This is a genomic window from Streptomyces globisporus C-1027 (assembly GCF_000261345.2).
Lineage (GTDB): Bacteria > Actinomycetota > Actinomycetes > Streptomycetales > Streptomycetaceae > Streptomyces > Streptomyces pakalii.
Genome location: NZ_CP013738.1, coordinates 7074480 through 7101417 on the forward strand (window position 1 = coordinate 7074480; position 26938 = coordinate 7101417).

The 26938-nt window shown below is 70.8% G+C and carries 25 protein-coding genes and 1 pseudogene; 10 read left to right on the top strand and 16 right to left on the bottom strand.

Translation table 11 applies throughout. The annotated features are described in order from the left end of the window. Nucleotides 1–35 precede the first annotated feature (35 nt). Nucleotides 36–1226 carry a cytochrome P450 gene (locus tag WQO_RS31210; protein WP_010064652.1) on the top strand — a complete coding sequence of 397 codons (1191 nt, stop codon included), beginning with the start codon at nucleotides 36–38 and terminating at the stop codon, nucleotides 1224–1226. Nucleotides 1227–1284: 58 nt separating this feature from the next. Here the strand turns inward: WQO_RS31210 and manD are convergent, their stop codons facing one another. From manD to WQO_RS31235, 5 genes are all read right to left on the bottom strand, one after another. Continuing rightward, nucleotides 1285–2499, bottom strand: a complete 1215-nt coding sequence (gene manD / locus WQO_RS31215; protein WP_010064651.1) for a D-mannonate dehydratase ManD — start codon at nucleotides 2497–2499, stop codon at nucleotides 1285–1287. A 38-nt stretch (nucleotides 2500–2537) separates the two neighbouring features. Next, nucleotides 2538–3383, bottom strand: coding sequence for a carbohydrate ABC transporter permease (locus WQO_RS31220; RefSeq protein ID WP_010064650.1), 846 nt, complete (start codon nucleotides 3381–3383; stop codon nucleotides 2538–2540). Beyond that, nucleotides 3380–4369: a carbohydrate ABC transporter permease gene (locus tag WQO_RS31225; protein ID WP_010064649.1), complete on the bottom strand. Its 990-nt coding sequence runs from the start codon at nucleotides 4367–4369 to the stop codon at nucleotides 3380–3382. Before WQO_RS31225 ends, WQO_RS31220 begins: the two co-directional genes overlap by 4 nt. Next, on the bottom strand, nucleotides 4369–5685 hold the full coding sequence (locus tag WQO_RS31230) for an ABC transporter substrate-binding protein (protein ID WP_010064647.1): 1317 nt from the start codon (nucleotides 5683–5685) through the stop codon (nucleotides 4369–4371). The genes WQO_RS31225 and WQO_RS31230 overlap by 1 nt, the downstream gene beginning before the upstream one ends. A gap of 187 nt (nucleotides 5686–5872) precedes the next feature. Continuing rightward, the gene (locus tag WQO_RS31235) at nucleotides 5873–6694 is read right to left on the bottom strand and encodes a FadR/GntR family transcriptional regulator (RefSeq protein WP_029182764.1); all 822 of its coding nucleotides are present in this window, start codon (nucleotides 6692–6694) and stop codon (nucleotides 5873–5875) included. A gap of 177 nt (nucleotides 6695–6871) precedes the next feature. Here WQO_RS31235 and WQO_RS31240 point away from each other — a divergent pair, with 177 nt between their 5' ends. Continuing rightward, nucleotides 6872–7246 carry an STAS domain-containing protein gene (locus WQO_RS31240; RefSeq protein WP_148660134.1) on the top strand — a complete coding sequence of 125 codons (375 nt, stop codon included), beginning with the start codon at nucleotides 6872–6874 and terminating at the stop codon, nucleotides 7244–7246. Nucleotides 7247–7271: 25 nt separating this feature from the next. Here WQO_RS31240 and WQO_RS31245 read toward each other — a convergent pair whose 3' ends face one another. The 3 genes from WQO_RS31245 to WQO_RS31255 form a co-directional block, all read right to left on the bottom strand. Continuing rightward, entirely contained in the window at nucleotides 7272–7697 is a 426-nt protein-coding gene (locus WQO_RS31245) for an ATP-binding protein (protein ID WP_010064644.1), read from the bottom strand. A 255-nt stretch (nucleotides 7698–7952) separates the two neighbouring features. After that, entirely contained in the window at nucleotides 7953–9137 is a 1185-nt protein-coding gene (locus WQO_RS31250; RefSeq protein ID WP_010064643.1) for a spore photoproduct lyase family protein, read from the bottom strand. Between the two features lie 152 nt (nucleotides 9138–9289). Beyond that, complete coding sequence (locus WQO_RS31255; RefSeq protein WP_010064642.1) at nucleotides 9290–10162, bottom strand: glycoside hydrolase family 19 protein; 873 nt, start codon at nucleotides 10160–10162, stop codon at nucleotides 9290–9292. 248 nt (nucleotides 10163–10410) lie between these two features. On the opposite strand from WQO_RS31255, the gene WQO_RS31260 reads away from it, so the two are divergent. From WQO_RS31260 to WQO_RS36255, 3 genes are all read left to right on the top strand, one after another. Further along, complete coding sequence (locus tag WQO_RS31260) at nucleotides 10411–10875, top strand: DUF6389 family protein (RefSeq protein ID WP_107115922.1); 465 nt, start codon at nucleotides 10411–10413, stop codon at nucleotides 10873–10875. Nucleotides 10876–11080: 205 nt separating this feature from the next. Then, the gene (locus WQO_RS36250; RefSeq protein ID WP_010064639.1) at nucleotides 11081–11296 is read left to right on the top strand and encodes a hypothetical protein; all 216 of its coding nucleotides are present in this window, start codon (nucleotides 11081–11083) and stop codon (nucleotides 11294–11296) included. Continuing rightward, on the top strand, nucleotides 11293–11655 hold the full coding sequence (locus WQO_RS36255) for a hypothetical protein (protein WP_010064638.1): 363 nt from the start codon (nucleotides 11293–11295) through the stop codon (nucleotides 11653–11655). Before WQO_RS36250 ends, WQO_RS36255 begins: the two co-directional genes overlap by 4 nt. Nucleotides 11656–11868: 213 nt before the next feature. Here WQO_RS36255 and WQO_RS31275 read toward each other — a convergent pair whose 3' ends face one another. Together WQO_RS31275 and WQO_RS31280 are read right to left on the bottom strand one after the other, a co-directional pair. Then, complete coding sequence (locus WQO_RS31275) at nucleotides 11869–12909, bottom strand: CBS domain-containing protein (protein WP_010064637.1); 1041 nt, start codon at nucleotides 12907–12909, stop codon at nucleotides 11869–11871. Nucleotides 12910–13010: 101 nt separating this feature from the next. Beyond that, on the bottom strand, nucleotides 13011–14723 hold the full coding sequence (locus WQO_RS31280) for a GmrSD restriction endonuclease domain-containing protein (RefSeq protein ID WP_010064636.1): 1713 nt from the start codon (nucleotides 14721–14723) through the stop codon (nucleotides 13011–13013). Between the two features lie 261 nt (nucleotides 14724–14984). On the opposite strand from WQO_RS31280, the gene WQO_RS31285 reads away from it, so the two are divergent. The 3 genes from WQO_RS31285 to WQO_RS31295 all read left to right on the top strand — a co-directional run bounded on the left by WQO_RS31285 (nucleotide 14985) and on the right by WQO_RS31295 (nucleotide 17082). Continuing rightward, on the top strand, nucleotides 14985–15998 hold the full coding sequence (locus WQO_RS31285; protein WP_010064635.1) for an EcsC family protein: 1014 nt from the start codon (nucleotides 14985–14987) through the stop codon (nucleotides 15996–15998). A 262-nt stretch (nucleotides 15999–16260) separates the two neighbouring features. Then, nucleotides 16261–16686 carry an aspartate 1-decarboxylase gene (gene panD, locus WQO_RS31290; protein ID WP_010064634.1) on the top strand — a complete coding sequence of 142 codons (426 nt, stop codon included), beginning with the start codon at nucleotides 16261–16263 and terminating at the stop codon, nucleotides 16684–16686. A 42-nt stretch (nucleotides 16687–16728) separates the two neighbouring features. Next, on the top strand, nucleotides 16729–17082 hold the full coding sequence (locus tag WQO_RS31295) for a GNAT family N-acetyltransferase (protein ID WP_010064633.1): 354 nt from the start codon (nucleotides 16729–16731) through the stop codon (nucleotides 17080–17082). 53 nt (nucleotides 17083–17135) lie between these two features. On the opposite strand, the gene WQO_RS31300 is transcribed toward WQO_RS31295, so the two are convergent. The 6 genes from WQO_RS31300 to WQO_RS31325 all read right to left on the bottom strand — a co-directional run bounded on the left by WQO_RS31300 (nucleotide 17136) and on the right by WQO_RS31325 (nucleotide 24076). Continuing rightward, nucleotides 17136–17906 carry a PIG-L family deacetylase gene (locus WQO_RS31300; protein WP_029182762.1) on the bottom strand — a complete coding sequence of 257 codons (771 nt, stop codon included), beginning with the start codon at nucleotides 17904–17906 and terminating at the stop codon, nucleotides 17136–17138. A gap of 561 nt (nucleotides 17907–18467) precedes the next feature. Beyond that, a complete protein-coding gene (locus WQO_RS31305) occupies nucleotides 18468–19877 on the bottom strand; it encodes a type III PLP-dependent enzyme domain-containing protein (protein WP_010064631.1) in 1410 nt (469 codons plus the stop codon). Between the two features lie 32 nt (nucleotides 19878–19909). Further along, nucleotides 19910–20707, bottom strand: a complete 798-nt coding sequence (locus WQO_RS31310) for a family 1 encapsulin nanocompartment shell protein (RefSeq protein WP_010064630.1) — start codon at nucleotides 20705–20707, stop codon at nucleotides 19910–19912. Further along, nucleotides 20707–21807, bottom strand: coding sequence for a Dyp-type peroxidase (locus tag WQO_RS31315; RefSeq protein ID WP_010064628.1), 1101 nt, complete (start codon nucleotides 21805–21807; stop codon nucleotides 20707–20709). Before WQO_RS31315 ends, WQO_RS31310 begins: the two co-directional genes overlap by 1 nt. Nucleotides 21808–21982: 175 nt before the next feature. Further along, complete coding sequence (gene gndA, locus WQO_RS31320; RefSeq protein WP_010064627.1) at nucleotides 21983–23425, bottom strand: NADP-dependent phosphogluconate dehydrogenase; 1443 nt, start codon at nucleotides 23423–23425, stop codon at nucleotides 21983–21985. Between the two features lie 114 nt (nucleotides 23426–23539). Continuing rightward, nucleotides 23540–24076: a DUF5709 domain-containing protein gene (locus WQO_RS31325; protein ID WP_010064626.1), complete on the bottom strand. Its 537-nt coding sequence runs from the start codon at nucleotides 24074–24076 to the stop codon at nucleotides 23540–23542. Nucleotides 24077–24308: 232 nt separating this feature from the next. On the opposite strand from WQO_RS31325, the gene WQO_RS31330 reads away from it, so the two are divergent. Beyond that, nucleotides 24309–25232 carry a DUF8017 domain-containing protein gene (locus tag WQO_RS31330; protein WP_010064625.1) on the top strand — a complete coding sequence of 308 codons (924 nt, stop codon included), beginning with the start codon at nucleotides 24309–24311 and terminating at the stop codon, nucleotides 25230–25232. Nucleotides 25233–25404: 172 nt separating this feature from the next. After that, nucleotides 25405–26905 (top strand): annotated as a pseudogene (locus WQO_RS31335) (carboxylesterase/lipase family protein). Nucleotides 26906–26938: the final 33 nt, after the last annotated feature.

Here is a 26938-nt window from a genome sequence, read left to right on the forward strand (position 1 = left end):
GCTCACTCTCTCCCCTCGCTGCAACGGGAGGCACGTTGAACCCCACCGATCCCACGGAACCGGCCCCGGAGCCGATGCACCGCCTGCATTTCGATCCACCCGGGCCGCCCTGCCGCACCGAACTCCCGGGCGGCACGCCCGCCTGGCTGGTCAACCGGTACGCCGAAGTCCGCCAGGTGCTCTCCGACCCGCGCTTCGGCCGGGCACAGCTGTACGCCCCCGACGCCCCGGCCCTCTCCGACGTACCGGACCTCGTGAACGACCCCGACCTGATGTTCAACCAGGACGGCCCCGGCCATCTGCGCCTGCGCCGCACCCTGCGACGTGCGTTCACCCCGAGGGCCGTCGCCCGCTGGCGGCCGTGGATCGCCGCGATCGTCGAGGAGATCCTCGACCGGCTGGAGGAACGCCCGCAACCGGCGGACGCGGTCGCGGAGTTCGCCCTCCCCCTGCCGGTCGCGGTGATCAGCTGCCTGATGGGACTCGACGAGTCGGCGTGGGGCCGGCTGCGGCACTGGAGCGAACACGCCTTCTCCGACGGCACCCACGAGAGCGAACAAGTTGCCTCGGCACTAGCGGAGTTCAGTGCGTTCGGCGCGGACCTCCTCGCGGAGCGGCGGCGCGCTCCGGGCGAGGACCTGGTCAGCGGGATCGTCGCGGCGGCCGACGAGGAAGGGGGCGTGCCCGAGGCGCAGCTGGTCAGCCTGGTGTGCGGTCTTGTCGTCGGCGGCCACGACAGCACGATGACCATGCTCGGCAACGCGCTGCTCTACCTCCTGGGCGAACGCCGTGAGACCTGGCCCCGCCTCGGGGCCGACGAGGAGGCCGCGGGACGCGTCGCGGACCGGCTCGTCCACCTCGTACCGCTGGGCGACGACCGGGGCAGTACCCGGCACGCCGCCACGGACGTCGAGGTCGGCGGGGTGACGATCCCGGCCGGGGCGATCGTGCTCGCCGACTGCGGCAGGGCCAACCGCGACCCGGAGGTCTTCCCGCATGCCACACTCCACGACCTGTTCGCCCCGCTGGAGGCCCCCACGCTCTCCTTCGGCGCGGGACCCCACTACTGCCTCGGTGCCTGGCTGGCCCGTACGGAACTCCAGCTCGCCCTGCACCGTCTGGCCGCCCGCTTCCCGGGCCTGCGCCTGGCCGACCCGACGGACGCGGTCGTGTGGCGGACCGGGACGACCTCGCGCAGCCCCCGGTCCCTCCCCGTCAGGTGGTAGGCCCGCTCCCGGGGCCGTGGTGCGCCGGGAGGGACGCCGGTACGCGCCGCACCGGGCGTCACCAGTCGTGCACGGTCCCGTCGTGGAGCCGGTTGACCGGCAGGTACGCGGCCGCGTACGGGTGGGCGGCGGCCAGCTCCTCGTCCAGCTCCACCCCGATGCCGGGAGCCTCGCCCGGATGCAGGTGGCCGTCGGAGAAGGTGTAGGCGTGCCGGAACACCTCGTCGGTCAGCGGGGTGTGGCCGGAGTACTCCTGGATGCCGAAGTTGTGCACGGCCAGGTCGAGATGGACCGCTGCGGCCATCCCGACCGGGGAGATGTCCTCGGGGCCGTGGATCGCGCTCTTGATCTGGTACAGCGCGGCGAAGTCGAAGAGCTTCCGCAGCGGGGTGACGCCGCCGAAGTGGGTCACCGCCGATCGGACGTAGTCGATCAACTGCTCGGTGATCAGGGCCTGGTAGTCGTACACCGTGTTGAAGACCTCGCCCACGGCCAGCGGCGTCGTCGTGGACCGGCGGACCAGGCGCAGCGCCTCCTGGTTCTCGGCCGGGGTGCAGTCCTCCAGCCAGAACGGCCGGTAGGGCTCCAGGTCCTTGCCGAGCCGGGCTGCCTGGACCGGGGTGAGCCGGTGGTGGGAGTCGTGCAGCAGCGGCAGCTCGGCCCCGAACTCCGATCGCACCGCCTCGAACACGGTCGGCACATGGCGCAGGTACGCCGCCGTGTCCCAGTCCTCCACCAGGGGGCGGGCCTGCTGGTGGAGGACCGGCGCACCGGTGTCGTCGGTGTCGGAGACCCCGTACACCGCCTTGAGCCCGGGGATGCCGGACTGGATGCGGACGGCCGGATAGCCCTCGGCGAGCCGGGCCCGTACGGAGTCGAGCAGCTCGGGTATGTCCCGCCCGTTGGCATGACCGTACGTCCCGACCCGCTCCCGGCTCGCGCCGCCCAGCAGTTGGTACAGCGGCAGCCCGGCGGCCTTCGCCTTGATGTCCCACAGCGCCACGTCGACGGCGGCGATGGCGGCCATGGTCACCGGGCCGCGCCGCCAGTACGCGCCCCGGTACAGCGCCTGCCAGGTGTCCTCGATGCGATGCGGGTCGAGCCCGGTCAGCAGCGGGACGACATGGTCGGTGAGATAGCTGACGACGGCCAGCTCCCGCCCGTTGAGGGTCGCGTCGCCGAGGCCGGTGAGCCCTTCGTCGGTCGTCAGCTTCAGGGTGACGAAGTTGCGGCCGGGGCTGGTGACGACGACCTTCGCGTCGACGATCTTCATGCGTGTGTGCTCTTTCCGCAGGTGGGGGAGTGAAGGGTTCAGCCCTTGGAGGCGCCGGACGTCAGCCCGGCCACCAGGTACTTCTGTCCGAGGAGGGCGGCCAGGACCACGGGCACGGTGATGAGGGCCGCGGCGGCCATCAGACCGCCCCAGTCCGTGCTCGCGTAGGAGATGAAGTTGAAGAGGGTGACCGGCACGGTCTGGGTCCGGTCGTCGGAGAAGACCAGCGCGAACATGAAGTTGTTCCAGCTGAAGACGAAGGCGAGCAGGGACGCGGTCGCGGTGCCGGGCGCTGCGAGCGGCAGCGAGATCCGCCAGAACGCGCCGAAGGCGCTCAGCCCGTCGGTGCGGGCGGCCTCCTCCAGCTCGACCGGCAGCCCGGCGAAGAAGCTGATCATGATCCACATGATCAGCGGGACCGAGACGAACATATGGCTCAGGACGAGCACCGTGTAGGAGCCGACCAGGCCCATCCGCGCGAACAGGTAGTACCACGGCACCAGCAGCGAGATCGCCGGGACGATGCGCGCCACGAGGATCACCGAACCGGTGCGGTGCATGGAGAACCGGCCGACCGCCCAGGCGGCCGGCACCGCGATCACCGCGGAGAGCACCGTCGAAACGACTCCGACCAGAAGGGAGTTGCCCATCGAGCGCACGATCTGCCCGGCCTCGACGACGGCACGGAAGTTGTCCAGCGTGGGCGTGAACCACAACCCGATCGACGGATCGGTGACCTGCACGTTGGTCTTGAAGGCGGCGGCGAACATCCACACCACCGGCAGCGCGAAGACCAGCGTCACGGCGGTGATCGCGATGCCCCGCAGCCAGGAACCGAGACGCCTGCCGCGCCGGGCCCGCGCGGGGGAGAGGGTGGCACTCATGCGTTCTTCCTTCCGCCCCGGCGGCGCAGCAGCACCACGACACCGATGATGAACAGCGTGAACAGGACCAGGACGGCGGCGGCGAGACCGTACTCCTGGTAGTCGAAGGTGAGCCCGTAGGCGTAGACGTTGAGGGTCTCCACCTCGAAGTCCGAACCGCCGCCCGCGCCCTTCGTGGCGTAGAGGAGGTCGAAGGTCTTCAGCGCGTCGACGGCGCGCAGCACCAGGGCGGTGGCGAGGGTCGGCCCGAGCATCGGCAGGATGACGTGACGGAAGCGCTGCCAGGCGTTCGCCCCGTCCATCAGGGAGGCCTCCTCCGGCTCCTCGGGGAGTGTGGTGAGGCCCGCGAGCAGCAGCAGCGTCATCATGGGGGTCCACTGCCACACGTCGATGAGCATCAGCGTCGGCAGCGACTGCCCGACCGAGCCGAGGAACTCCTGCCGGGGCAGACCGACCGCCTCCAGCAGGTGGTTGGCGATGCCGTTGGTGGGGTCCAGGATCAGCAGCCACAGGATGCCGATCGCGACCGGGGTGGCGAGCAGCGGGATGATGAGCACGGTCCGTACCCACCGCATCCCCTTGAACGGCTTGCGCATCAGCATGGCCAGGGCGAGCCCGAGCACCGTCTCCAGCACCACCGCGCCGACCGTGAAGACCAGGGTGCGGCGGGCCGCGGGCCAGAACCGGCGGGTGTCGCCCAGGGCGTCACCGAAGTTGCGCAGCCCGATGTGCGCGCTGTCGGCGTTCACCGCCCCGAAGGCGTCGGTGAGGCTGAGGTTCAGCGTGAAGACCAGCGGAAAGACGATCATCAGGCCGACGAAGAGCACGGCCGGGGCCAGCATCGCCCACTTGAGCCGCCGGTTGGCCTGCTCGAAGGTCCGCTGCCGCCGCCCGGATCGGGAAGGCGCAGGGCGCCGGGTGCGAGTGGCGGCAGTCCGGTCGGCCCCTGCCACCCCCGGGGTCTCGGCTGTCTCCGTGGCGGGCATCAGGACTCCTTGTGGCGGTTGTCGCGTACGAGGAACTCGGCGAACTCCGCGTCCGCGTCGCGCACGACCGGCCGCACGGACTGACCGAGGATGCCCGCGACCAGCGGGCGGCCGACGATGTCCCGGGCCCGGCCGACCTGGAGGACGCGCGGCCGGTCGTGGCCGACGCCGCGCTCCGCGTTGATCCGCATGGCCTCGGCCAGCTCCGGCGGGAAGGCGGACAGCGTCTTCGGGTCCGACCACACGGAGGTGCGGGCGCCGGGTATGCCCTCCTTCTGGAGCGCGGCCGACATCTCCGGACCGGCCGCCCACCGGATGAACTCCCAGGCGTCGTCCCGCAGTCGGGAGAAGGTGTTGATACCGAGGCTCCAGGACGGGATGTTGTGCGGCTTCGCCCCGGCAGGCCCGGCCGGGAAAGGCGCGAAGCCCACGGTCTCGCGCACCCGCGACACCTTCGGATCGAGGAAGCTGCTGTAGATCGCGTCGGCGTCGACGAAGAAGGCGGCCTTGCCCTGCGCGAAGATCGGCAGGGCCTGTTCGAGGCTCATGTTGGTGGCGCCGGGCGGTCCGGAGCCGGCCAGCAGACGGCCGTAGTACGCGTACGCGGCGACGGCCTCGGCGCTGCCGATCCCGGACTTCCCGTCCACGACGAAGTCCCCGCCGTACGAGTAGAGGAAGCTCGACCACTGGGAGACCGCGCCACTGCGCTGGCCCCTGCCGACGTACCCGTAGAAGCCGTCCTTCCGCCGGGTCAGCTCCCGCGCGCCCTCCATCAGCGCCTCCAGGGTGCGCGGCGGGCCGCCCAGGTCCGCCACCAGGTCCTTGCGGTAGTAGAGGGCGGGGCGCTCGGTCACCACCGGGACGCTCAGCACCTTTCCGGCCGTGACCGACGCCTCGCGCGGTGCGTCCTGGAAGTCGTCCCAGGCGAACCGGTCGTCCGCGACCCGGTCGCTGAGATCCGCGAGCCAGCCGTTGTGACCGAACAGCAACTGCTCCTGGAGCGCGCGGACCATCATCACGTCCACGTCCGTACCCGACGCGTTGAGCTTGACGTTGTAGCTGCCGGCGAGTTGGTCGGCGGTGAGCAGCGTCATCGAGACCCGCCGCCCGATGCGCTCCTCGAACTCTGCTGTGCGGCGCCTGATCGCCTGGGACCAGACGTGGTTGATCGCCATGATCCGCAACGGGGCGTCGGCCGAGGGCCTGCCGCCTCCGCCCGAACAGGCGCTCAGCGCACCCGCCCCGGCGGCCGCCGCGACCCCCGCGGCGATTCTGCCGAAGGCGCGCCGGCTCAGGAGCTGGCTGCTCGTGGACATCGTCGTCCTCGTTTCTCTGCGTACGTGTCGCGTGCCGGTCCCCTCGGGAAACCGGTCTGGTCCAACTGGTAGGACCAGTTGGTCTACGCGGGACCGTAACAGCAGGGAAACCTCCCCGACCAGACCCCGAAGCCAAGATCCCACGGACCGGACGGACGAATTCCGCCCCGGGCCGATGGGACGGGGGCTACCGCCCCGAGGAGGCCCGGCGGCCCTCGGTCTGCCCCAGCAGCGTCTCGATGTGATTGCGCGCCATGGTGTCGACCTGTACGTCGAGATCGGCCCCGTACGTCCGCAGGCCGAGCATCAGGTGCTCCCGCATCCGCGCGCACGCGAGGTCCACGTCCCGCGCCTCGATCGCCTCGAAGATCTCCGGGTGGTGCGGTACGCCGGGCTCCCCGATCGACGGGTCGGAGTTCGAGCGGAGCATCATCTCGAACATCATGCCGCCGATCGACGACAGCATGATCCTCAGCACCGGATTCTTGCTGGCCACCGCGATGGCGTCGTGGAACTCCATGTCCGCCTGGGCCTTGACCACGACGTCGGTCGCCGACTCCAGCCCGTCCCGGGCGGCCCGCATCGCCGCGATGTCCTCCTCCGTGGCCCGCTCGGTCGCCAGCCGGACCATCTCGACCTCCAGCGGGATCCGCGCCTCGATCAACTGCCGGACGGTGGGCCGCCCCGCCCGGTACAGCGCGTCGTACCCCCGGGCCTGTCCCGAGGACTGCTCGCGGACGAAGGAGCCGCGGCCGGGAGCCACCTCGATCAGGTGCTGGGCTTCCAGCCGCCGCAGCACTTCACGCACGACGTTCCTGCTGGCGCCGAACTGGGCGGCGAGCTCCCGCTCGGAGGGGAGCTTCGTCCCGACGGCGATCTCGCCGGAACGGATGTCGTGCTCCAGCTCACGGGCGATGCGCTCGGTCAGGAGCCCGCGCCGGGCGGGGTCCGCGGTCGGGCCGGACCGTGCGGACCCCGACGGGGAGGAGGAGGGGACGGGCGGCTGCATGATCGCAGCGTACAGGCCGGGTCGGAGGCGGATGGAGGCTCCGGACCGGGCCTGGCCGGGTGGGGCCCCGTCGCTGATCACGTCGGATCGGGCGAGCGGAAAGTGTGTTTTCTGCAGGAAACCGCTCGTCTGCGATCGACTTGCAGAACATTCATTTGGCTCTGTAAGTATTGCCTTGTGGAAACTATTGGAGACTTCCCTGCGGGCACGTCGATCACGGCGGAACTCCGCCGGACGCCGGCTGTGTGGTTGGTGCGGATCGTCGGCGACGTCGACATCGACTGCATAGAGCCGCTCCGCACGGCGCTGTCCGAGGCCACCCGTACCCGCACGGCCGTCCTTCTCGACTGCTCGGGCACCACCTTCGCCGACTCGTCCTTCCTGAACGCGGCCCTTCAGGCGATCCGTTTCGTGCCGGTCCATCTCGCGGGCGTCTCCGGCATGCTGGCCTCGCTTTTGAAGGTCACGGGAACGGAGGAGGCGTTCCACGTCCATCCCGACGTCGCGACGGGCCTGCGGGAGTGCGCCCGGCGGGAGGAGAACGGGCCGTGACCGGCTGGGGCCCTGCCCGCTGTGGTCAGAGGGCGAAGGTGACCGTGATCCGTTTTCCCGCGCCCGGCAGCCGGGTCACGGAGCAGGTGTCGGCCAGCCGCCTCACCAGGGCCCACCCCCGCCCGCCCGGTTGGAAGCGGTCGGTCTCGGACGGGCTGCGGGGCAGACGTGAGTCGGCGTCCTCGACCGCGAGGCGCAGCCGTGAGGAGTCGGGGCTCAGATCGGCGGAGAACCCCGTGAGGCCGCCGCCGTGGCGGATCGCGTTGCTGATCAGCTCGGTGACGGCCAGATGTGCGTCCCCCCTGGCCGCCGACGTATCGGCCGCGCAGCGCTGGAGGAGCGAGGTGATCAGGTCCCGCGCCGCCGCGCACGTCGGCACTCGCCGGTCCGTCGCGGTGGATCCGGCGGACTCGCTCCGCCCCTCCCCGTGTGCAGAGATGATGTCGGACATGGCGCTCCCCGGCCTTCGCGATGTGTGAACGATCTCTGTCCCGCGGTCGGCACGCACGGGGGGACATCACGCCGCATACCCGTACCGCGGCCGAACAATCGTGGTGATCGTGCGTCGCGTGGTGTGCGGGGTCGCGGCGTCCGACGGGACATCGGCGCGCATGATCTGCCGACAGCCGCCGATGCCCCTCTCGGCCGCGGGCTCGCCGTTCGCCCGGAAGGCAGGCCGTGGGCCGGGCCTCGGCGGCAGGCGGCGTCAGAACGCGTATCTGATGCGGAGCCAAGGAGCGTGGGACGCGATCAGCTCACGGAGCCGGGCGATGGCCCGCTGCTTGACCTGAAGCTCGTAACGGACGTTGATCGCACCGTTCTGCGAGCGCTTGGTCTCCTGCGCGGCGGGCTGCCACAGGACGTCCTCGGCCCGGGGGTGCCAGCCCAGATTGACTTCGTGGAGTTGCTCGTTGTGGGTCAGCAGAATGACCTCGGCGGCCGCCTGCTCCTTCACCCGGTCCGGCACCACGTCGTCGAGATGGGTGAGCAGTTCCGCCCAGTCCCGCTGCCAGCCCGGACGCAGCACCACGGGGGAGAGATTGAAGTGAACCTCGTAGCCCGCGTCCAGGAAGTCGGCGGCGGCCGCGATGCGCCGGGCCACGGGGCTGGTACGGATGTCCAGCAGGCGGGAGTCGTCCTGCGGCATCAGCGAGAACCGCACCCGGGTACGACCCCCCGGGTCCATACCGAGCAGGTCGGGATTGACGAACTTCGTCGCGAACGATGCCTTCGCGGTGGGCAGCGCGCGGAACGCGGCGATCAGGTCCGCGGTGTTGTCGCAGATCAAGGCGTCGACGGAGCAGTCACCGTTCTCTCCGACGTCGTACACCCAGGCGTCCCGATCGCACTGGTTGGGTTCCGGTTTGGCCCCCTGGGCCCGCACATGCCGCTGGATGTGGGCGATGATCGCCTCGATGTTGGTGAACAGGGTGATCGGGTTGGCGTAACCCTTGCGGCGCGGCACATAGCAGTACGCGCAGGCCATCGCGCAGCCGTTGGACGCACCGGGGGCGATGAAGTCGGCGGACCGTCCGTTGGGGCGGGTGGTGAGGCTCTGCCGGACGCCGAGGACCAGCGTCTCGCGCTTGATCCGGGTCCAGCGGGCGACGCTGCCGGCGTTCCCGTGGAGGGAGGGAATGCGCCAGTGGCCCGTCACCTCGGTGATCGGCACCTCCGGCAGGCGGGCCAGGATCTGCTGCCCGCGGGGGGACGCGAGCGCGGCCGGCTCTCCGTACACCTCCCGGATGTCCAGCATGCGCCGGGCCGTCGCGCTGTTCCGGAAGGCTCCGTCGCCCTCCGGGGGTGCGGCGGGAGCTGTGTCGGCCCAGCCGAAGAGGGCCTGCTGTTCCGGCTCTCCGTCGAAGGGATCTCCACCTGAGGTCGGCTGCACGGCGCTGCTCCTGATCCGGTGTTCCGGCGCTGCTGGGTCCGGGCCGCCCCCGACCGTACGCGGACACGCCCCCGTGAACACCGCGACGCGGCCGTACCGGGGGATCGCGGGCCGGAGGCGTCGGCCCCGGCCCGCGATCGCTGTGAAGCGCGTCAGCAGCTCAGGTTGGAACCGGGCGTGGTGCCCAGGATCTGGGTGAACTGCTGGAACTTGTTGATGCGGCTCTGTACCTGGGCGGGATTGCCGCCGTTGCACTCGATGCTGCCGTTGATGGCGCGGATCGTGTGACCGAAGCCCTGGTTGTTGACGATCGCGTTGTGCGCCGTCATCCACCCCGGGCCGTTCTGCGTGTTCCAGTACCAGAGGGCGGTCTTCCAGGAGACGGACGCGTTGTTCTGGACGAGCCAGGGGTTGTTCAGCAGGTCGATGCCGAGTGCGTCGCCCGCGGCCTTGTAGTTGAAGTTCCAGGAGAGCTGGATGGGCCCCTTGCCGTAGTACGCGGCTTGTCCGGCCGGGCAGCCGTAGGGCTGGCTCCAGTCGCAGTAGTGCGGATAGTTGGCGGTGTTCTGCTCCACGATGTGGACGAGACCGCCGGTCTCGTGGCTGACGTTGGCCAGGAAGGCCGCCGCCTCGCGACGCTTGACCTCGGTGCTGCCCGTGTTGGCGAACGCCGGGTACGCGCTCAGCGCGGAGACGAGCCCGCTGTAGGTGTAGAAGGAGTTCCTGTTCGGGAACATCTGGTCGAACTGCGCCTGGCTGACCGGGAAACCGGTGGTGGGCGGGTTGCCGCCGCCACAGGTGTAGGGGTCCCAGTACCACGTGCTGATGGTCGGATCGTAGGCCGGGTTGTCGTGCTCGGCGATGTAGTAGGACCCGTTGAAACGGACGACGGTCCCCGCCGTGTACCAGGAACCCGCCTGCCAGTTGGGTGCCGTGTCGCACAGACTGGCGGCGGCTTTGAGGGGGGCTGCCGAGGCGGCGGGGGCGAACGCCGCCGCGAGCCCGGTCACCAGCAACAGGGTCATGAGCGTTCTCGCGATGCGATGTCTGAGCACTCGGTCACTCCTTTACGCATGACGGCCGCCCGGACCGGGGTGCGCGGCGTCCGGTCACGACCGTGATGGGGGTGTGACCACACTCAAGCGTCTTGACATGATCCAGTCAAGGTATAGACCAATGATCGAGTGGGGGAAAAGTCGCCCGAATCGGCTCCACGGTGGCGGGCGTCGCGTGAGCAGGCGGAAATCCTCCGTACGGCCGCCATCTTGTGACCGTGCAACGCGACGGACACCAGGATGCGGAGACCGCCACCTACCGTTCCGAACTCCGGAGGGTCCTCGATGCTGCCTCGCCGTCGGTGGTGCGCCGGCTGGAGGTGGTCCGGGACGCCGCGACGGTGCGGACGGACGGTGTGACCATCGACGTGTTCCCGGACCAGGAGGGCGACGGCACGTTCGTCGTCTGGGCACGGTTCAGGGGAGCGGACTCCTTCGCCCTCGACTGGCTGATCGGCGACGAGCGTCAGCTCTTCACGGTCGTCTGGGCCGAGCACGGCTGGGAACCGGCAGTTCCTGAACGGCCCGGAGCCTGGTCCACCGCGCGGTTCGAGGACGTTCTCTTCGCCACCGTCGTCGAGTGGATCGACCCGCTCATTCCGCCCGATGCCGTACATCTGCAATGGGAAGTCACGGCACCCGACGGCACACAGGACTGTCACCCGGTGGGGCCGGGCCGCTGAGCGGTACTGGAGTACATCCGGTCGCCGAGGTACGCCGACCAGGGCTCCCTGAACTTCGGTGCGCTGCGGTGGCGCGACGTGGCGGTGGGGCCTGGTCATGACGTTCAGGCCGAAGCTCCGATCCGAACGCCTACCGTGGGCGGTAGTCCGGCCGTCACGCATAGTGCTTCCGCTCGTATACCGTTCGTACATCGGGAGGGGGCCCGTGAAGCTGATCTACTTCTCCTTCGAGGGCACGCCACAGGAACTCGACGCGTCAGAGGTGCTGCGCGAACTCGTCCAGCAGCAGTCCGGCACGGTCGACACCCCGCGCCGGACACCTCGAGTGGTCGCCGACTCCGACAGCGATGACGCCGTGGACTTCGGATGGCGCGTCGAGGGTGACATCCCGGGCTTGCGGACGAAGGGCAGGGGACGGTGAAGGCACAGCTCGCCTTCAACCCCGCTGCGCAGCAGTTCATCGACTTCATTGCGGAAACCAGCTCCTGGGAGAGCGTCGGAGTGCATGGCATCAAGCGCAAGACGTGGCAGGAAGGCGATCCGCTCGACTATTCCGGCTGCCTCCGGCCCCGCCGTAAGGGCAGCCAGTTCGGAGGGTTCGCCTATGCCTTCGCGTCGACGGGTGTGATCAACTTCCGTCTGCAGCACAGTGACGAGATCGCGGAGCTGGCGCCGGACGCCCATCGCCTCATCACCGGCCATCGCCGATACCGGGTGAGTATGCAGATTCGTGATGAGAGAACTCTGAAACAGGCCCTCGCTCTGGCCGAGCTCGCTTGACGCGACGTGAAGTCGTTCTGCCTCCGCGCGCTGGTGACAGGGCCGCTTCTGCCGCATGAGCGGAGAGCGGTGCGGGCATCCGACTCCTAGAAACCGAATGCCCGACAGCTCCGCTCTTCGCCTGGGGGTGCGAGGCGTGAGGCGTCCACACGGTGACCGTGCGGGCGCCTCACGCACCCGTTGTGCCCGGACGGCCAGGCGGACCGTGCGTGATCAGGAGACAAAGGCTCGTAGCAGCGCCGCGAAGGCCGTCAGCTCCTCGATCATCTTCGCTGGGAGCGGCTTCTCGTCGAAGTGGGCGATCCGGTTGCGGATGTCCTTCACCCGTGTCAGCCGGCCGATGAACTGCTCCCGGGGCATGTTCGGCCACTTCAGAGCTTCCCAGTTGCGATCGGCCTGTTGGGCGAGCGACTGTTTCGCCTGGTCGCCGTCCAAGAGCCGCAGGTAGTCGCCGAACATCAGATCCGACACCTGACCGGTGCGGTGCTCGGGCTTCTTGTTGGTCTGGACGGCTTTGACGGACCCCTCGTCGAGCGCCGCGCCCAGACAGCGGCGCAGCAGGGACTCGATCTCTCCGACGATGAAGAAGGGCCGCGCTGACCCCGCGAAGCGTTCGGTGACGTCCGCAGCGGTGACGATCCCCGACAGGCAGCCGTCGTCACCGCGCACGAGCAGGTATCCGTGTTCCCTGACCACCGGGAGGGCTGAGAAGAGTTCCTGGCGCGCGTCCGCGACGGGCAGGGAGTCCTTCTCCATGGCGTTCTCCAGCGTGGCGTCCTTGCCCGCCTCGTACATCCTGGCCACGGAACCCCAGGTGACCACGCCATGGATCTGCGCCATGCCGGTGGTCACCGGCACCTGGGAGAAACTCTCGGTGCGCATCAGGAAGGTGGCGTGCGCCAGGGAGTTTCCGAGGGTGACGCCACGCACGCCCCGTTTGGCGGATGGTAGGTCACTGAGGAGCAACCGCTGGGGAAGTGAGGGGAGGGCCTCGTCCGTCTCCTCGCCGGCGGTTTCGACGGGTCCGGCCTGAGCGGGTACGGAGACGAGGGGGACCACGTCGACACTGCTCCGCAGTCCGCAGACCGCGAAGTCCGGCAGTGTCGTCAGTCCCGAGTCCGCCAGCGCCTGCGCGATCAGGTGCACCGTGCGGTGATCACGGACCCGTACCTGGAACAGGTCCAGGATTCCCTGCACGGGCACGGTGGTGCCCTTGAGTGCTGCCAGATCCTTCTCGCTGGGTCTGGTCGTCATCGTGCGTCGCCCTCCGAGACATCCCGGAGCATGGTGGGCTTGCCCATGGCGGACTGCACCAAATCCAGCAACTGCCGAGAGCGGTCGGTGTAGAAGCGCTTTTAGTCGCTCTCGCGCAGCGTCTCCGGGTCGATCAGATGCGTGGCGACCACATCGTCGAACCACTCGGGACGCTTGTCCGAGGAGGCGACCAGGGTGGGAAGATAGGACGACGGCGCCCCCATCATGTCCATCGTGGCGCGGTGGGAAAGCGGGGTCTTGTTCACGATCGAGCCCGTCGGCAGGCCCTGGCTGTTGCCCCGGCGAAACCAGGCTTTGGGGAAGACCTGGCGAACATCCACGCTGTACTCGTCGAGCCGCCCGGGACTGAGCGGAGCGTCGGTGTAGTGCCAGTCGACCGCGCCCTGCTTGATGAGCAGGGCGTAGATCCCCTTGTAGGCGGCGCTGTTGCGAGTGCTGAGCGTGTCGAGCCGCTCGGCGAGGAAATAGGCGTCCGTGACCGTGTCGGGTGCACGGCCCTCATGCCGCATCCAGCCGATGAGCTGCTCGACGTCCCGGGTGAAGCGCGTCTCGGTCGATCCGCCGTACATCTCACCCAGGACCCCGCACCAGTACCACTGTTCGACCCTCTCCCGCGGGCCCGGCCCATCCGTCCCGTTGCCGAGAATCGCGCGGACGGCCGCGAGCGGGACCAGCTGGGTCTTGTACGGGAGGTCGTTGGGGCGGACGATGCACTGCCGCTCCAGGAAATCGCCCACCCAGGCGAAAGCCTCGGCGAGTTCGGGTGCCAGACGGACAAAGTCGGCCAGCGGGAGATCCAGCAGGTCGCGCCGCTTGCAGGACACCGCGGTCCTGGCACCGGCCTCCTTGCGCTCCCAGGTGCGTACCAGTGCGATGGCCTGCAGGAAGTCGATGCTGCTCAGGCCGTTCTCCAGGCCGCTCTCCAGCCGTCCGAAGACCGGGTACTTCGACGCCAGGGCCTGCTTGGTCTCCCGCCACACCTCCGGAAGCTGGTAGTAGTCCCCGGTCCGTTCCACGTACCCGGGGTCGCCCGCATAGGTGGCGGTGAGCAGTTCGAAGACGTTGAGGGGCACGCCGCCGGTGTTGACGCGCTCGAACACCGCGCAGACGGCGTCCATGGACGTGGACGCGGCCAGTCGGATCATCGGGACCTGGAAGGCGCGGACCTGCTGGAGGACCAGGTCGTCGAACTGGCCCCAGCGGTCCCAGTTCCGCTCCTCGTCCGCTTTGATGTAGCCCTTCTTCCACTGGTTGACGCGCTGTGCGTCGAAGACCAGGTGCAGAGGGAAGAGGCCCGCCGCGCACTCGGCCTCCTCGGTGCTCAGATCCAGCACCACAGTGCGGTTGAAGTCGGTGCGGAGAACCTTGTCGGCCGGGACGGACAGGATCGCCTCGTCGCGGTCGGCGGACGGTCCGACCGCCTTCTCGATGTCGACGTAGTACCAGCGCTCGATGGGCTTGCCGCGGGAGTCCGACGTCTCCACCGGGGCATCCAGCCACAGTGCTTGGAAGAGGGAGGTGAGGCGCTGCTGCCCGTCCAGCAGAAGGAGTTCCGCCTTCGGGTCGCCGTCGGGCCGGGCCCCGGTGAGCGTGCGGGAACGGAAGCGCGTGGAGCCGCCGGTCTGCAGCGTCATCACCACGCCGAGCGGGTAGTCCAGCGTCACCGTCGCGATGATCGCCCTGATCCGGTCGTCGTCCCACTTCCAGTTCCGCTGGAAGTCGGGCAGTTGTAACGCCCCTGAGGCGACATCCGCGAGTACGTCCCTGAGCTTCAGATTGTCCAATGCCGCCATGTGTCTCTCTTCTCACCCTGCCGCACGTACGGAGAGTGATTCCAGCAGTGCCTTCCGGTGACCGTCAACCTGTTCATCGAAGAACGACGGCACGGGCGGCGTTGGCCGGTTCACCCTGCCTGACCTCGTCGTCCGAGTCGCGCGCCTGGCCTATGTGGCCGTTCCGCTGCGAGATACGTCCGCGTTCCTGGAATATTCGGATCAGTGTGTGATGACCGGCGAGACGGTACCCGGCGATCACCGTCGAAATGGAGAACCTCAATGAGCGTGTACGCCGCCCCTCTCATCGACGATGCACCCCCGATGAGCGAGTACGAGGGGCATGTGTGGGACACGCTCAACGAGCACTGGCAGCGCCGCAACAACCGCCGTGGACTGCCGAACTGGGCGAGCACCGCCCTCGGCCGCACAGGCGAGGCCGCGGGAAACGCCGCGAGACGGGTGTCGGACGCTGTGCCGGAGGCCGTCACGAAACCGATCCGCCGCGCGGGCGACGCGGTCGCCGACAAGGCCATGCGACCGGCGCTCGCAGGGGCGGCCGCGTTGCTCGAGCTGGTCAACGACTGGGCCATGGAGCTCAACGACCCGAAGAGCGTCGAGAAGCTCGCCCGCAAGCGAGGCTTCGACATCGACACTTTCGCCGAACTGCGGCAACAGGATCTCAAGGTCTGCGACCGCCTGCTCAGCCGCAACACCCTCAAGTGGCGGACGACCGGCGCGTTCGAAGGCGGTGCGATGGGCCTGCTGGCCATGGTCCCCGTCGCAGGTATCCCCGCCGCGATGACTGCGGACATCCTGGTCGTGCAGGTCCTCAGTACATCGATAGCGGCGCGCATCGCGTACTCCTACGGCTACGACGCCAAAGACCCCAAGGAGCAGGAATTCATCCAGCGCCTGGTGCAGCGGTCCTTCATGGCGCAGGCGGCCAAGGCCAAGCCCCTGCAGGAGACCGCACGGGCGGCGAGCGCGGTCAAGGGACGCGTCAACTGGTCGCAGAATCTCCGCCAGGACCACCGTCTCCTCGCTGCTCTTGAGAAGCTGATGCAGCAGATGGGCCCGGCCGGCTCCAGGGTGTCGGTCAAGAACGTCGCGAAGGTCGTGCCGTTCGTGGGCGTCCTCATCGGGGCCGGCATGAACGCCGCGGTCCTCGGCAGGGTGGCCGCCGACGCCCAACGCTACTGCCAGACCCGATTCCTGTGTGACAAGTACGGGCTGCCGCTGCCGACTGCACTGGTGACCGACGAAGACGAGGATCTGCCGGCCGACGAAACGTGACCGTGCATGGCGATGAACCGGGCAGCGCGATCATTCAAGGAGGTCCTTGCGCACGGAGGGACGGCGCACTGGTCTCAGTGAGCACCACCGGACCAAAGCGGCCCGTCCCGCTGGATGGTGCCTTGTGGAAGTCAGCGCGGGTCAGCGTGGGCCCTGCAGCACCTGGGAGCAGCTGACCGAACACGGGAACCGTTGTACGCTCCGGCGATAGCCCTTGACCTGCGAAGAGCAGGCAGGGAGCAGACAATCCGGGAGATTCTCCATGCTGCGCACCATGTTCAAGTCCAAGATCCACCGCGCCACCGTCACCCAGGCCGACCTGCACTACGTCGGCTCCGTGACCATCGACGCCGCTCTGATGGAGGCCGCCGACCTGCTGCCCGGCGAGCTGGTCCATATCGTTGACATAGACAACGGCGCCCGCCTGGAGACGTACGTCATCGAGGGCGAGCGCGGCTCCGGTGTCATCGGGATCAACGGCGCGGCCGCACACCTCGTGCACCCCGGTGACCTGGTCATTCTGATCAGCTACGCGCAGGTCGACGACGCGGAGGCCCGGGACCTCGTGCCGCGGGTCGTGCACGTGGACGCGGACAACCGGATCGTGGCGCTCGGCACCGACGCCTCGGCGCCGGTTCCCGGGAGCCGTACGGAGCGGAGCCCGCAGGCCGTCGTCGCGGGCGGCTGAGAGCGCCGGCCGCGTCCGGGAACCAGGAGAGGGTGGAAGGCGATGGCGGAGAACGCTGCCGTGGAGATCAGGGACGACCGGGAGCACGGCAACCTCGTGGCGTACGAAGGCGGTGAGCCGGCCGGGACCATCGCGTACTTCGTCATGGACCCGGCTCCCGGCGCGCTCGTGGCCGTCCACACCGTCGTCCGGCCCGAGCATGAGGGCAAGGGCATCGCGGGCGCGCTCGTGCGGGAGTTCTCTGCGATGGCCGCCCGTGAAGGCGTCGCCGTCATTCCGCTGTGCCCGTACGCGGCGAAGTGGGCCGAGCGCCACCCGGACGAGGCGCCCGAGGCATCGGCCGAGCTCGTCCAGGAGGCGAAGCGGCAGCTCAGGAACCACCCCGAGCTGTTCTGAGCGGCCCGAGGGGAGCCCGGGCCGGGGCGGATCACGGGATCGGACCGGGCGGATCACGCGCTCAGTTCCGTGGCCGATCCGCCCCGGTGCCGCAGGTCCTCGCGGATGTACCACTCGGTGCCCAGCACCTCGCGCTGGACGGCCGGAGTCAGGGCGGCGATCCGACCGGGTGCCGCTCCTCGTTCCACCTCACTGCGGTGCGCGAGGATCGCGGCCAGCTTCTGCGGAAGCCAGGGGCGGACGTCGACGGTCGTGGTGATCCAGGCGTCCTCGGAGCAGTACAGCGCCTCGGCCGGGGTGCCCGACCGGGCCATCCGTCCGCCCACCGCGACGGCCGCCGAGCGGGGGTGGGTGGCGAGGTACAGGGCACTCGGCTGCCAAGGGGCGCCGGCGCCTGGACAGAACCCGGGGAGCCCGGCGGCACGTGCCGCCAGCACGGTGATCCGGTGGGCGTGCACGTGGTCCGGGTGGCCGGTCATCCCTCCGTAGGCGTCCGTCGTGATCACGATCTCCGGGCGTACGCCACGGATGTGGCCGACCAGCGCCGCCACGGCTTCGCCCAGCGGCGCGTCCAGGAACCGGGTCCTGCCCGGGGCCGACTCCGGCACCCGCGCGTCCGCGTAGCCGAGCAGCCGGGGGGCGCCCGCGCCCAGGGCGTCGAGGGCCCGGGCGAGCTCGGCTGCCCGGTGCGTGCCCGCCGCCCAGGTCGCCGTGACCACCGCCGTACGGGCCCCGGCCGCCGCGTGCCGGGCGAGGACGCCTCCGCAGAACAGGGCCTCGTCGTCCGGATGGGCGTGGACGGCGAGCACACTCGGTGGGGGCATGGAGGCACCTTTCGCAGCGGTGGCGACGGTCCCGGATCCGTGCCGGCCCGGGCGTCGTGCCCGGAGTTCTGCCCATTCGGGACCGCCCTGCACCTGCGCCCGAACGCGCCGCGGCCACCGGGCGTATGTGTGGACTCGGCAGGCGCGGGCAGCCGCACCGGGAGACGGTGGAGGAAAGCTCCATCTGTCCTTTTCGTGCCGTTGTGGAGGATCGCGATGACCCACCCGTACCCCGACCCCGTACCGCCCTCGCCGACCCCTCCGCCCGTGCCGGGCCCGCCCACGCCGGTGCCCAGCCCGCCGCCCGTGCCGCCGGGGCCCGGGCCGATGCCGCCCGGGCCCGCACCGGACCCGATCCCGCAGCCGCCGGGCCCCAGCCCGGACCCCGTACCGGACCCGGAACCGGAGCCGCAGCCGGCCGGGACGTGACCGGGGGAGCCCCCGGACGACGCTCATCGTCGTCCGGGGGCTCCTCGGTGATGGGCGGGTGGCGGGTCCAGGTGCTCCTCGGAACGGACCGGACCGGACCGTGCTGCCCGCCGAGCCGTACAGCGAGCCCCCTCAGCCGTCCCGCCCGGCCTCCCGGTCGTCCCGCTCGATCAGGGCGTCCACGTGCGCCAGTCCGCTCTCCGCCGCGATGGAGTCCAACGACTGCGGCCCCCGCACGGTCGCGAACGTCACCGTCCCCGCGTGCCCCGGCCCTTCCCCCTCCCGCCCTGCCGCCACCCGGAATCCGTACACCGCCGGGCGGGGCAGGCTGTTGTACGCCCACGGGGTGGAGAAGTAGTACGCCCCCGTGTCGTACAGCACCACCACATCGTCCTCGGCCAGCTCCGGCAGCTCCCTGCCGCACGCCACCACATCCCCCGCGAAGCAGCAGGGACCCGCGATGTCCTGCGCCAGCACCGGGCCGCCCTTGGGGACGCCGTCCGGGCCGAACGCGCCGATCCGCAGCGGCCAGGCGTCGGGCATCAGGACGGTACGGGTGGCCGTGTGCGCTCCCGCGTGGGTGAGCGCGATCCGGCGGCCTCCGGCGTCCTTCGTGTACTCCACCCGGGCCCCGATGAACCCGTTCTTCGCCAGCAGCGACCGGCCGAACTCCGTGACCAGCGCATAGCGGCCGGAGAAGAGGCCGGGGGCGGAGGCCGTCAGGGCCGCCACGTAGTCCGTGTAGGTGGGGTGCACAGTCTCGTCGGCGAAGTTGACCGGGAGCCCGCCGCCGATGTCCAGGCTCGTGATCTGCGGGACGCCCAGCGTGGCGTTGATCTCCTCGGCCAGCTCGTACGTCCGGGCCACCCCGGCCGCGATCAGCTCCAACGGGCAGCCCTGTGAGCCCACATGGGCGTGCAGGCGGGTCAGCCACGGCCGCTCCCGGAAGGCCGCCACGATCGCCTCGCGGGTCCCCGGGTCGCGCAGGGCCACCCCGAACTTCGATGTGTCCGTCGCCGTGCTCATCGGCCCGATCGACCCGCCGCCCACCTGGGGGTTGACCCGCAGCCCGAGCACCGAGGAGGTGCTCGGGTTCCGCAGGGCGTCGATGCGGCGCAGTTCACCGAGGCTGTCGGCGTTGACGGCCACGCCGAGGGCGAGTGCCAGCCGGATCTCCTCGCGGGTCTTGGCGGGGGAGTCCAGGACGACACGGGACGCGGGGAACCCGGCCTCCAGGGCGAGGCGCAGTTCACCGGGGCTCGCCACCTCGCACCCCATGCCGCAGTCGGCCAGCAGCCTCAGCACCGGAATGAGGGAGCAGGCCTTGGCCGCGAAGGTGTGCAGCACCCCGGGCGTGGCGGCGAAGGCGTCCTGCAGGGCCCCGACGGAGGCGCGTACCCCCGCCGTGTCGATGAACCCGGCGACCGGACCGCCCTCGCCCAGCAGCCCCTGCTGGACGGCCGCTTCGACGACGGCGTCGAAGCGGGCGGCGGGCGGTGCCGTGCCGTCCTCGTGCCGGGGTGCGGAAGTCGTCTGCGTCATACGGCCAGCGTCCCTGATGGCTGCCCCCGGGGTCAGGCGATCAGGCCGACCACGGCTTCCGGCGTGAGCATCCGGAAGGTGAAGGCCTGATGGAAGTAGAGGTGGATGCTGGTGGCGTCGTGGTCCGCGTAGCCGATCGACAGGTCCTGCCCCAGGCAGAGTTCGAAGTCCCCGCCCCGCGTCGACAGCAGTACCCCGCCCTTGACCGCGGGCGCCCACAGGATCTCGTCGTCCACCAGCCGGCTCAGGTGGGTCTTGACCGGATACCCGTGGTCCGAGGTCTCGGCAGCCTCGGTGAACGCGTCCGCGCCCAGCAGCAGCCGGTACGGTCCGTCGACACCGGCCAGCCGCAGCCGCGTCACGGCCTGGCTGACCGCCACCGGATAGTCCCGCGCATCGGCGGGCAGCGGCAGCGGTTCGTGCGAGGAGCCGTCCCGCAGACCGGTGATCCCGGCCGCCGCGTACCCGTCGATGACCGCCATGTCCTCGGCGAACGCACAGGTGCGGGCCGCGTCCTTGACCGGCTGCCAGTCGCTGTCCGCGGAGCCGCGCTCCACGTCGTCCACGGCCTGGCGGCTCACCGTGAACGGCACCCGCCACTCGATGACCGGCATCGACGTGCGGGCCCGGGCCAGCACGTCCGGGGTGGGCGGATCGATGTCGCGCAGATGGCCGTCGCCCACGGCGGCCAGCGTCGGACCGTCCGGATCGGACACGTCGACGACGCGGCGGCCGGCGACATGGCGGCGGAAGGTGCGCCGGGCCTCCTCCTCGATCTCGTCCCACGCGGACGGGGTGACCGGTGCGAGTTCGCGGTGCAGATTGTTCATCACTGGGCACTTTCTTGCAGGCTGCCGATGCGCAGCGAACCGTGGTCGGAACCGGCCGGGACCGGCTCCCGCCGGACGGGGCCGGGCGCCGGTTCCTGCCCGACCGGTGCGGCGACCGGTTCCGGCCGGTCCCCGGATCGGGTCAGGGAGGGCAGGGGCGGCGGGTCGTCCAGGAAGTCGGCGCGGGGGGCGAAGAAGAGGGAACCGGTGACCGCGGTGGAGAAGTCGAGGATGCGGTCGTGCGTCCCGGGCGGATCGCCGAGGAACATGTTGCGCAGCATGCGCTCGGTCACGTCGGGATCGGCGGCGTACCCGATGAAGTACGTACCGAACTCGCCCTTCCCGAAGCTCCCGAACGGCATGTTCGCCCGCAGGATGTCGCGCTCGGTGCCGTCCGGATCGGTGATGGTGTTGAGCGCGAGGTGGGAGTCGCCGGGCTTGTCCTCGTCCGGGAACTCCACGTCGTCCAGCTTGGTGCGGCCGATGACGCGTTCCTGCTCCTCGACGGTGAGCGCGTTCCACGACGTCAGGTCGTGCAGGTACTTCTGGACGACGACGTAGCTGCCGCCCTCGAAGTCCGGGTCGTCCTCCGCGCCGACCAGCGCCGCCGCACGGGCCGCGTCGCCGACCGGGTTCTCCGTACCGTCCACGAAACCGAGCAGGTCCCGGTGGTCGAAGTAGCGGAAGCCGTGCGTCTCGTCCACGATCCGCAGCGCTCCGCCGAGCTTGTCGAGCAACTGGGCCGCCCACGCGTAGCAGACGTCCATCCGCTCGGCCCGGATGTGCAGCAGTACGTCACCCGGCGTCGCGGGCGCGTGGTGCAACCGCCCCCGCAGCTCCGGGAACGGGTGCAGGTGTGCGGGGCGCAGCCCGGCGAACAGCCGGTCCCAGGCGCTGGAGCCGAACCCCGCCACGCAGGCGAGATCGGCGTCCGGACAGCGGAAGCCGAGCGACCGGGCCACGGCCGCGAGATCCGGCAGCACGTCCCGTACCGCGCCCTCGCCGCCCGGTTCGATCGTGCCGACCAGGATCAGCGCCGCGTTCGTCACCGGCGCCACGACGGGCTGTACGGAGACGGGATCGGGGACGGCGTCGGGCATGCGCGCACTCCAGGACGAAGGTGACAGGAGAACAGGACTCGCAGCCACTAAGCCACGTCCCGCAGCCCCCCGCACTCGGGGTGGACCGGCCGGGTCAGCCCTCTTCGCCGCGCCCCCGCCCGCACGCCGGGAGCGCCCGGCCCGGTCAGCCGGCCCCGGATGGGACCCGGCCGGGTCAGCCCGCCCCGACCTCGGACCGGTCGCCGCCCCAGAGCGTGTGGAACGAACCCTCCCGGTCCGTACGCCGGTAGGTGTGCGCCCCGAAGAAGTCGCGCTGGCCCTGGGTGAGCGCGGCGGGCAGCCGGTCCGCGCGCAGCCCGTCGTAGTACGCGAGCGCGGCGGCGAAGCCCGGCGTCGGCACGCCCTGGCGCACGGCCTCGGCCACCACCGCCCGCCAGTCCTCCTGCGCCGCGCCGATCTCCTGCCCGAACTCCTTGTCGGAGAGCAGGCTGACCAGGTCGGGCCGGCTGTCGTAGGCGGCGCGGATACGGTCGAGGAACGCGGCCCGGATGATGCAGCCCGCCCGCCAGATCGCCGCCACGGAGCCGAGGCCGATGTCCCAGTCGTAGGCCTCGCTGCCCGCCCTGATCTGGTGGAAGCCCTGCGTGTACGAGACGATCTTGGAGGCGTACAGGGCCTGCTCCACCCGGTCCGCGAACGCCGCGGCCGCCGCCTCGTCGAGCGGCTCCGGCGTGGGCCCCGGCAGGCCGCGCGCCGCCTCCCGCAGATCGGCGTGGCCGGAGAGCGACCGGGCGAAGACCGCCTCGGCGATCCCCGACACCGGGACCCCGAGATCGAGCGCGATCTGTACGGTCCAGCGCCCGGTGCCCTTCTGCTCGGCCCGGTCCTGCACGATGTCGACGAACGGCTTTCCGGTCGCCGCGTCGGTGTGGGTGAGGACCTCCGCCGTGATCTCGATCAGATACGAATCGAGCCGGCCGGTGTTCCACGTACGGAAGACGTCGGCGATCTGCGCGGGGGAGTACCCGGCGACGGCGCGCAGCAGGTCGTACGCCTCGGCGATGAGCTGCATGTCCGCGTATTCGATGCCGTTGTGGACCATTTTCACGAAGTGACCCGCGCCGTCCGGACCGATGTGGGCGGTGCACGGCGTGCCGTCCTTCGCCTGCGCGGCGATCTTCTCCAGCATCGGGCCCAGCGAAGCGTAGGACTCAGCCGAACCGCCCGGCATGATGCTGGGCCCGTTCAGCGCGCCCTCCTCGCCGCCGGAGATCCCGACCCCGACGAAGTGGATCCCGCGCTCGCGCAGCTCCTTCTCGCGGCGGCGGGTGTCCTCGAAGTGGGCGTTCCCGCCGTCGATGATGACGTCGCCCTCCTCGAGGAGCGGCGCGAACTCCTGGATCACCGCGTCGGTGGGATCCCCCGCCTTCACCATGATCACCAGGCGCCGGGGACGCTCCAGCGCGGCGACGAACTCCTCGGCCGTGTGCGCGGCGACGAAGGTGCCCTCGTCGCCGAACTCCTCGACCAGGGCGTCGGTCCGGGCCGTGGTGCGGTTGTGCAGGGCGACGGTGAAACCGTTGCGGGCGAAGTTCCGGGCGAGGTTGCGGCCCATGACCGCGAGTCCGGTGACGCCGATCTGAGCAGTGCCGCTCATCTGTGTGCTCCTGGGGTGCGGTACGTACCGCTCTTCGGGTGCGGTGCTTCGGTCAGGGGAATACGGGCGCGGGCACAGCCGCGTTCAGGGCCGCGCGCACGCCGGCGGGCCCGCTCAGGGCGAGGCGGCCGTGCCACCGGTGGCGGGATCGGTGCCGGTACTGCCCGCGACCGGCGAGGGCTCCAGGAGCGCGTCGTCGTCCCCCGGCTCGGGGATCACGTGCATCGCGGCCTCCTCGGCCGACGCGGCCGCCCCGTCGATGCCCACGTCGCTGGCGGTCAGGGTGGCCGGTACGGTCCCCTCCGCCTGCTGGGTCAGCCGACCGGCGCGGGCGACGCCCACCTCGTTGTCCCAGGGCTCGCCGTCGCCGTCCACCAGATCGCCCACACCGTCGCCGAGAGAGCCGTCCGGCTCGGGAACCTCCCTCGTCAGCCGCCTCTCCAGGGATTCGCCGGAGTGCCGCTCGTTGGCCGTGGTGCCGAGCCCCTCGACCACCCACGGGCGGTCCGGGGGCGCGTAGCCCTCGTCCAGCGGATCGCCGGTACCGGACGGGTCCATGAGCGTGTCCTCCGCGCCGAGCTGCTCGGCGGGGTCGGAAGCCTCGGGTTGCTGGGGCTGGTAGACGTCGTCCCCCCAGTCGGTGTCGCTCATGGCGCGTCCTTTCCTCCGGGGGTCTCCGGGAGTACCGAATTCCACTGTCCCCTGTACGCAATTCCACTGCGGTCCTGCTCCGGCCGCAAAGGGAAGATCGGGTTCGGGTGCCCCGCGCGGGTGGCGTGAAACGGTCCGTACGCAGGTCGCGCCCCGTTCCCCGGTGCACGGAGACTCTTGGACGCCGGGACTGTTCGAATCGTCGAACAGTCCCGGCATAGGGTGACCCTCCATGGGGTACGGACAGCAGTCGCCCGGGGGCGAACACCAGCAGCAGGGCCCATGGCCGCCGTACGCGGGACAGCCGCCCGCTCCCGGAGGCGGCGCGCCGTGGAACGCGCACCCCGGCCCGCCTCCGCCCCCGCCCGGCGGCCGCCGTAGCTCGCTCATCGCGGTCGTCGCGGCCACCACCGTCGTGCTGGCCGCCGGGATCACCGGATTCCTGGTCCTCGGCGGTGACGGGGACGACGGGAGGCCGGACGCGGGACCCACTGGAGCGGCCGCCGTCTCGCCGTCCGCGTCCCCGGGGGAGCCCCGGGGCGGAGCCGGGGACGGCACCGCGCCCCTCGTGCCCGGCTGGAAGACGGTGATCAACCCCAAGCGCGGCATCGCCTTCGACGTGCCGGTCGAGTGGGCGGTGAAGTCGTCCGGATGGGTGACGTACGTCGCGGAGAACGGCGACCCCGAGGAGACCCCGCTCGTCGGGTTCGCCGCGCCGGCGATCCTCAAGGAGAAGTGGTGCCGGTCCGACGACGACGGCAACGGCACCCAGGAGGACACCCCGCTGGCCTCCGTGGGCTCCCGGGCCGAGCCCGACGCCCGCGACACCGCCGAAGCGGCCCGGGAGAACGCCCGCCTGTGGGTCTACGGCAGCTACGCCCAGCCGGCGAAGGAGAAGGTCACCACCGGGGCCGCGAAGCCGTTCACCACCAAGTCCGGCCTCACCGGGATCGTGGCGACGGCAACCTCGACCGGCGTCGACGGTCCGGGCCGCTGCGCCTACGACGGCAAAGTGACCGCGTTCGCCTTCGAGAACCCGGCGGGGGACACCCTCTCCTGGACGTTCGTCGGTGTCCGCGGCGTCGACGACGAGGTGCCCGAGCCGACCGTGCGGAAGATCCTCGGCACGGTCCGGCTCGTCGACGGTGCGCCCTGACCGCTTACAAGATCAACTCACTGGCGGCGGTACGGTGAACTGCGATGCCGGCCCGGCCGCGCCGAACGCCGGACGGGGCAGGAGCTGGGGGGCCGGTAGCGGTGGACGTCTTCACGACTTCACGACGAAGTCCGGAACGGTACGGGGGCGGCGCGCCGACCGGGGTCACGGCATCGTCGTCGTACGCGGACTCCCGTACGGGGCACCGCCGTTCGGCGACCTGCGTTTCCGGGAGCCCCAGCAGCCGGAACCCTGGGACGGCGTACGCGACTGCACCGCCTTCGGTCCGGTGGCCCCGCAGTCGGCCGAACTGCCGGGCGCGCCCGTCTGGTCACCCGGTGACGAGGACGTCCTCACGCTGAACCTCTGGATGCCCGCCGACGGCCCGGGCGACCTGCCCGTGCCGGTCTGGATCCATGGCGGCGCGTACGTCTTCGGCTCCTCGGCCCAGCCGGACTTCGACGGCACCTCGCTGGCGGGCGAAGGACTTGTCGTTGTCACCCTCAACAGCCTTCTCGGCTTATGGGGTTCGGTCATGTGCCGTGCGCCGGTCGCAGTGCGGCCTTCCCCGGCAACCGGGGCCTCCTCGACCAGATCGCCGCCCTGGAATGGGTCCGCGACAACATCGCCGCGTTCGGCGGCTCGCCCGGCCGGGTCACCCCGGCCGGGCAGTCGTCGGGCGCGACCTCCGTGGCCTGTCTGACGGTCGCCGGCCGGGCGCGTGGCCTGTTCCGCCGCGCCGTCCTGCACAGCGCCGTCAACGCCTTCGCCTCGGTGGAGCAGGCGGCCCGCACCACGGCCGAGGTCGCCGCGGAAGCCGGGGTGCCCGCCACCCGCGCCGGGCTGCTCGCGGCCCGCCCGAGGCCCTCGTGGCGGCCACGGGCCGGGTGTGCGCGCGGTACGCCCAGGACCCCGCCTCGGGGCAGCGCCACTACGATCCGGCGATCTACGGTCCGGTCGCCGACGGTGTCCTCCTGACCGCCGACCCGCTGGAGGCGCTGGCGGCCGGAGCGGGCGGGGCGGTGGAGCTGCTGGTCTGCCACACCACGGAGGAGTACTGGCTCCTCGACGCGGTCGGCAGTAGCGCGAAGTTCACGACGGAGGGGCAACTGGCTGTCTTGGCCGCCGACTTCGGGCTCCCGGCCTCGCTCGTCGAAGGGCACCGCGAACGCCTGCCGGACGCCACGGTGCTCGACGTCCACCTGTCCCTCCACTCCGGCCCCCTCTTCGCCGAGTACAGCTCCCGCCTCGCCGAGGCCCACGCCCGGGCGGGCGGCCGGGCCTTCCTCGCCCGCTTCGACCGCCGCCGGGACCAGGCCGGGCGGCGGGTCCGCGCCTGGCACTGCGCGGACATCCCGTTCGCCTTCGGCAACCTCCACGAGGAGAGCGTCCACTTCCTCATCGGCGGCCCGCCCGGCGAGGAGGACGAAGAGCTCTCCCGGCGCATGACCGGTGCCTGGGCCGCGTTCGCCGGCCACGATGACCCGGGCTGGGAGCCGCTCGACGGATCGGCCGGGAGCGGGGCGGCGGCGGTACGGGTCTGGCGTACGGCGGAGGAGAGTGCGGACGCGGTTCGGCGCGCTGCGGAAGGACCGGCCGGGGACGCTTCCGCGGCGCAGAGCGGCTTCCGCGACCTGTGGCGTACCGCCGGCCTGCCCCTGCTGGCTCCCTGAGCCGGCCGACCGGGCGGGCCTGTTCGCCCAGGC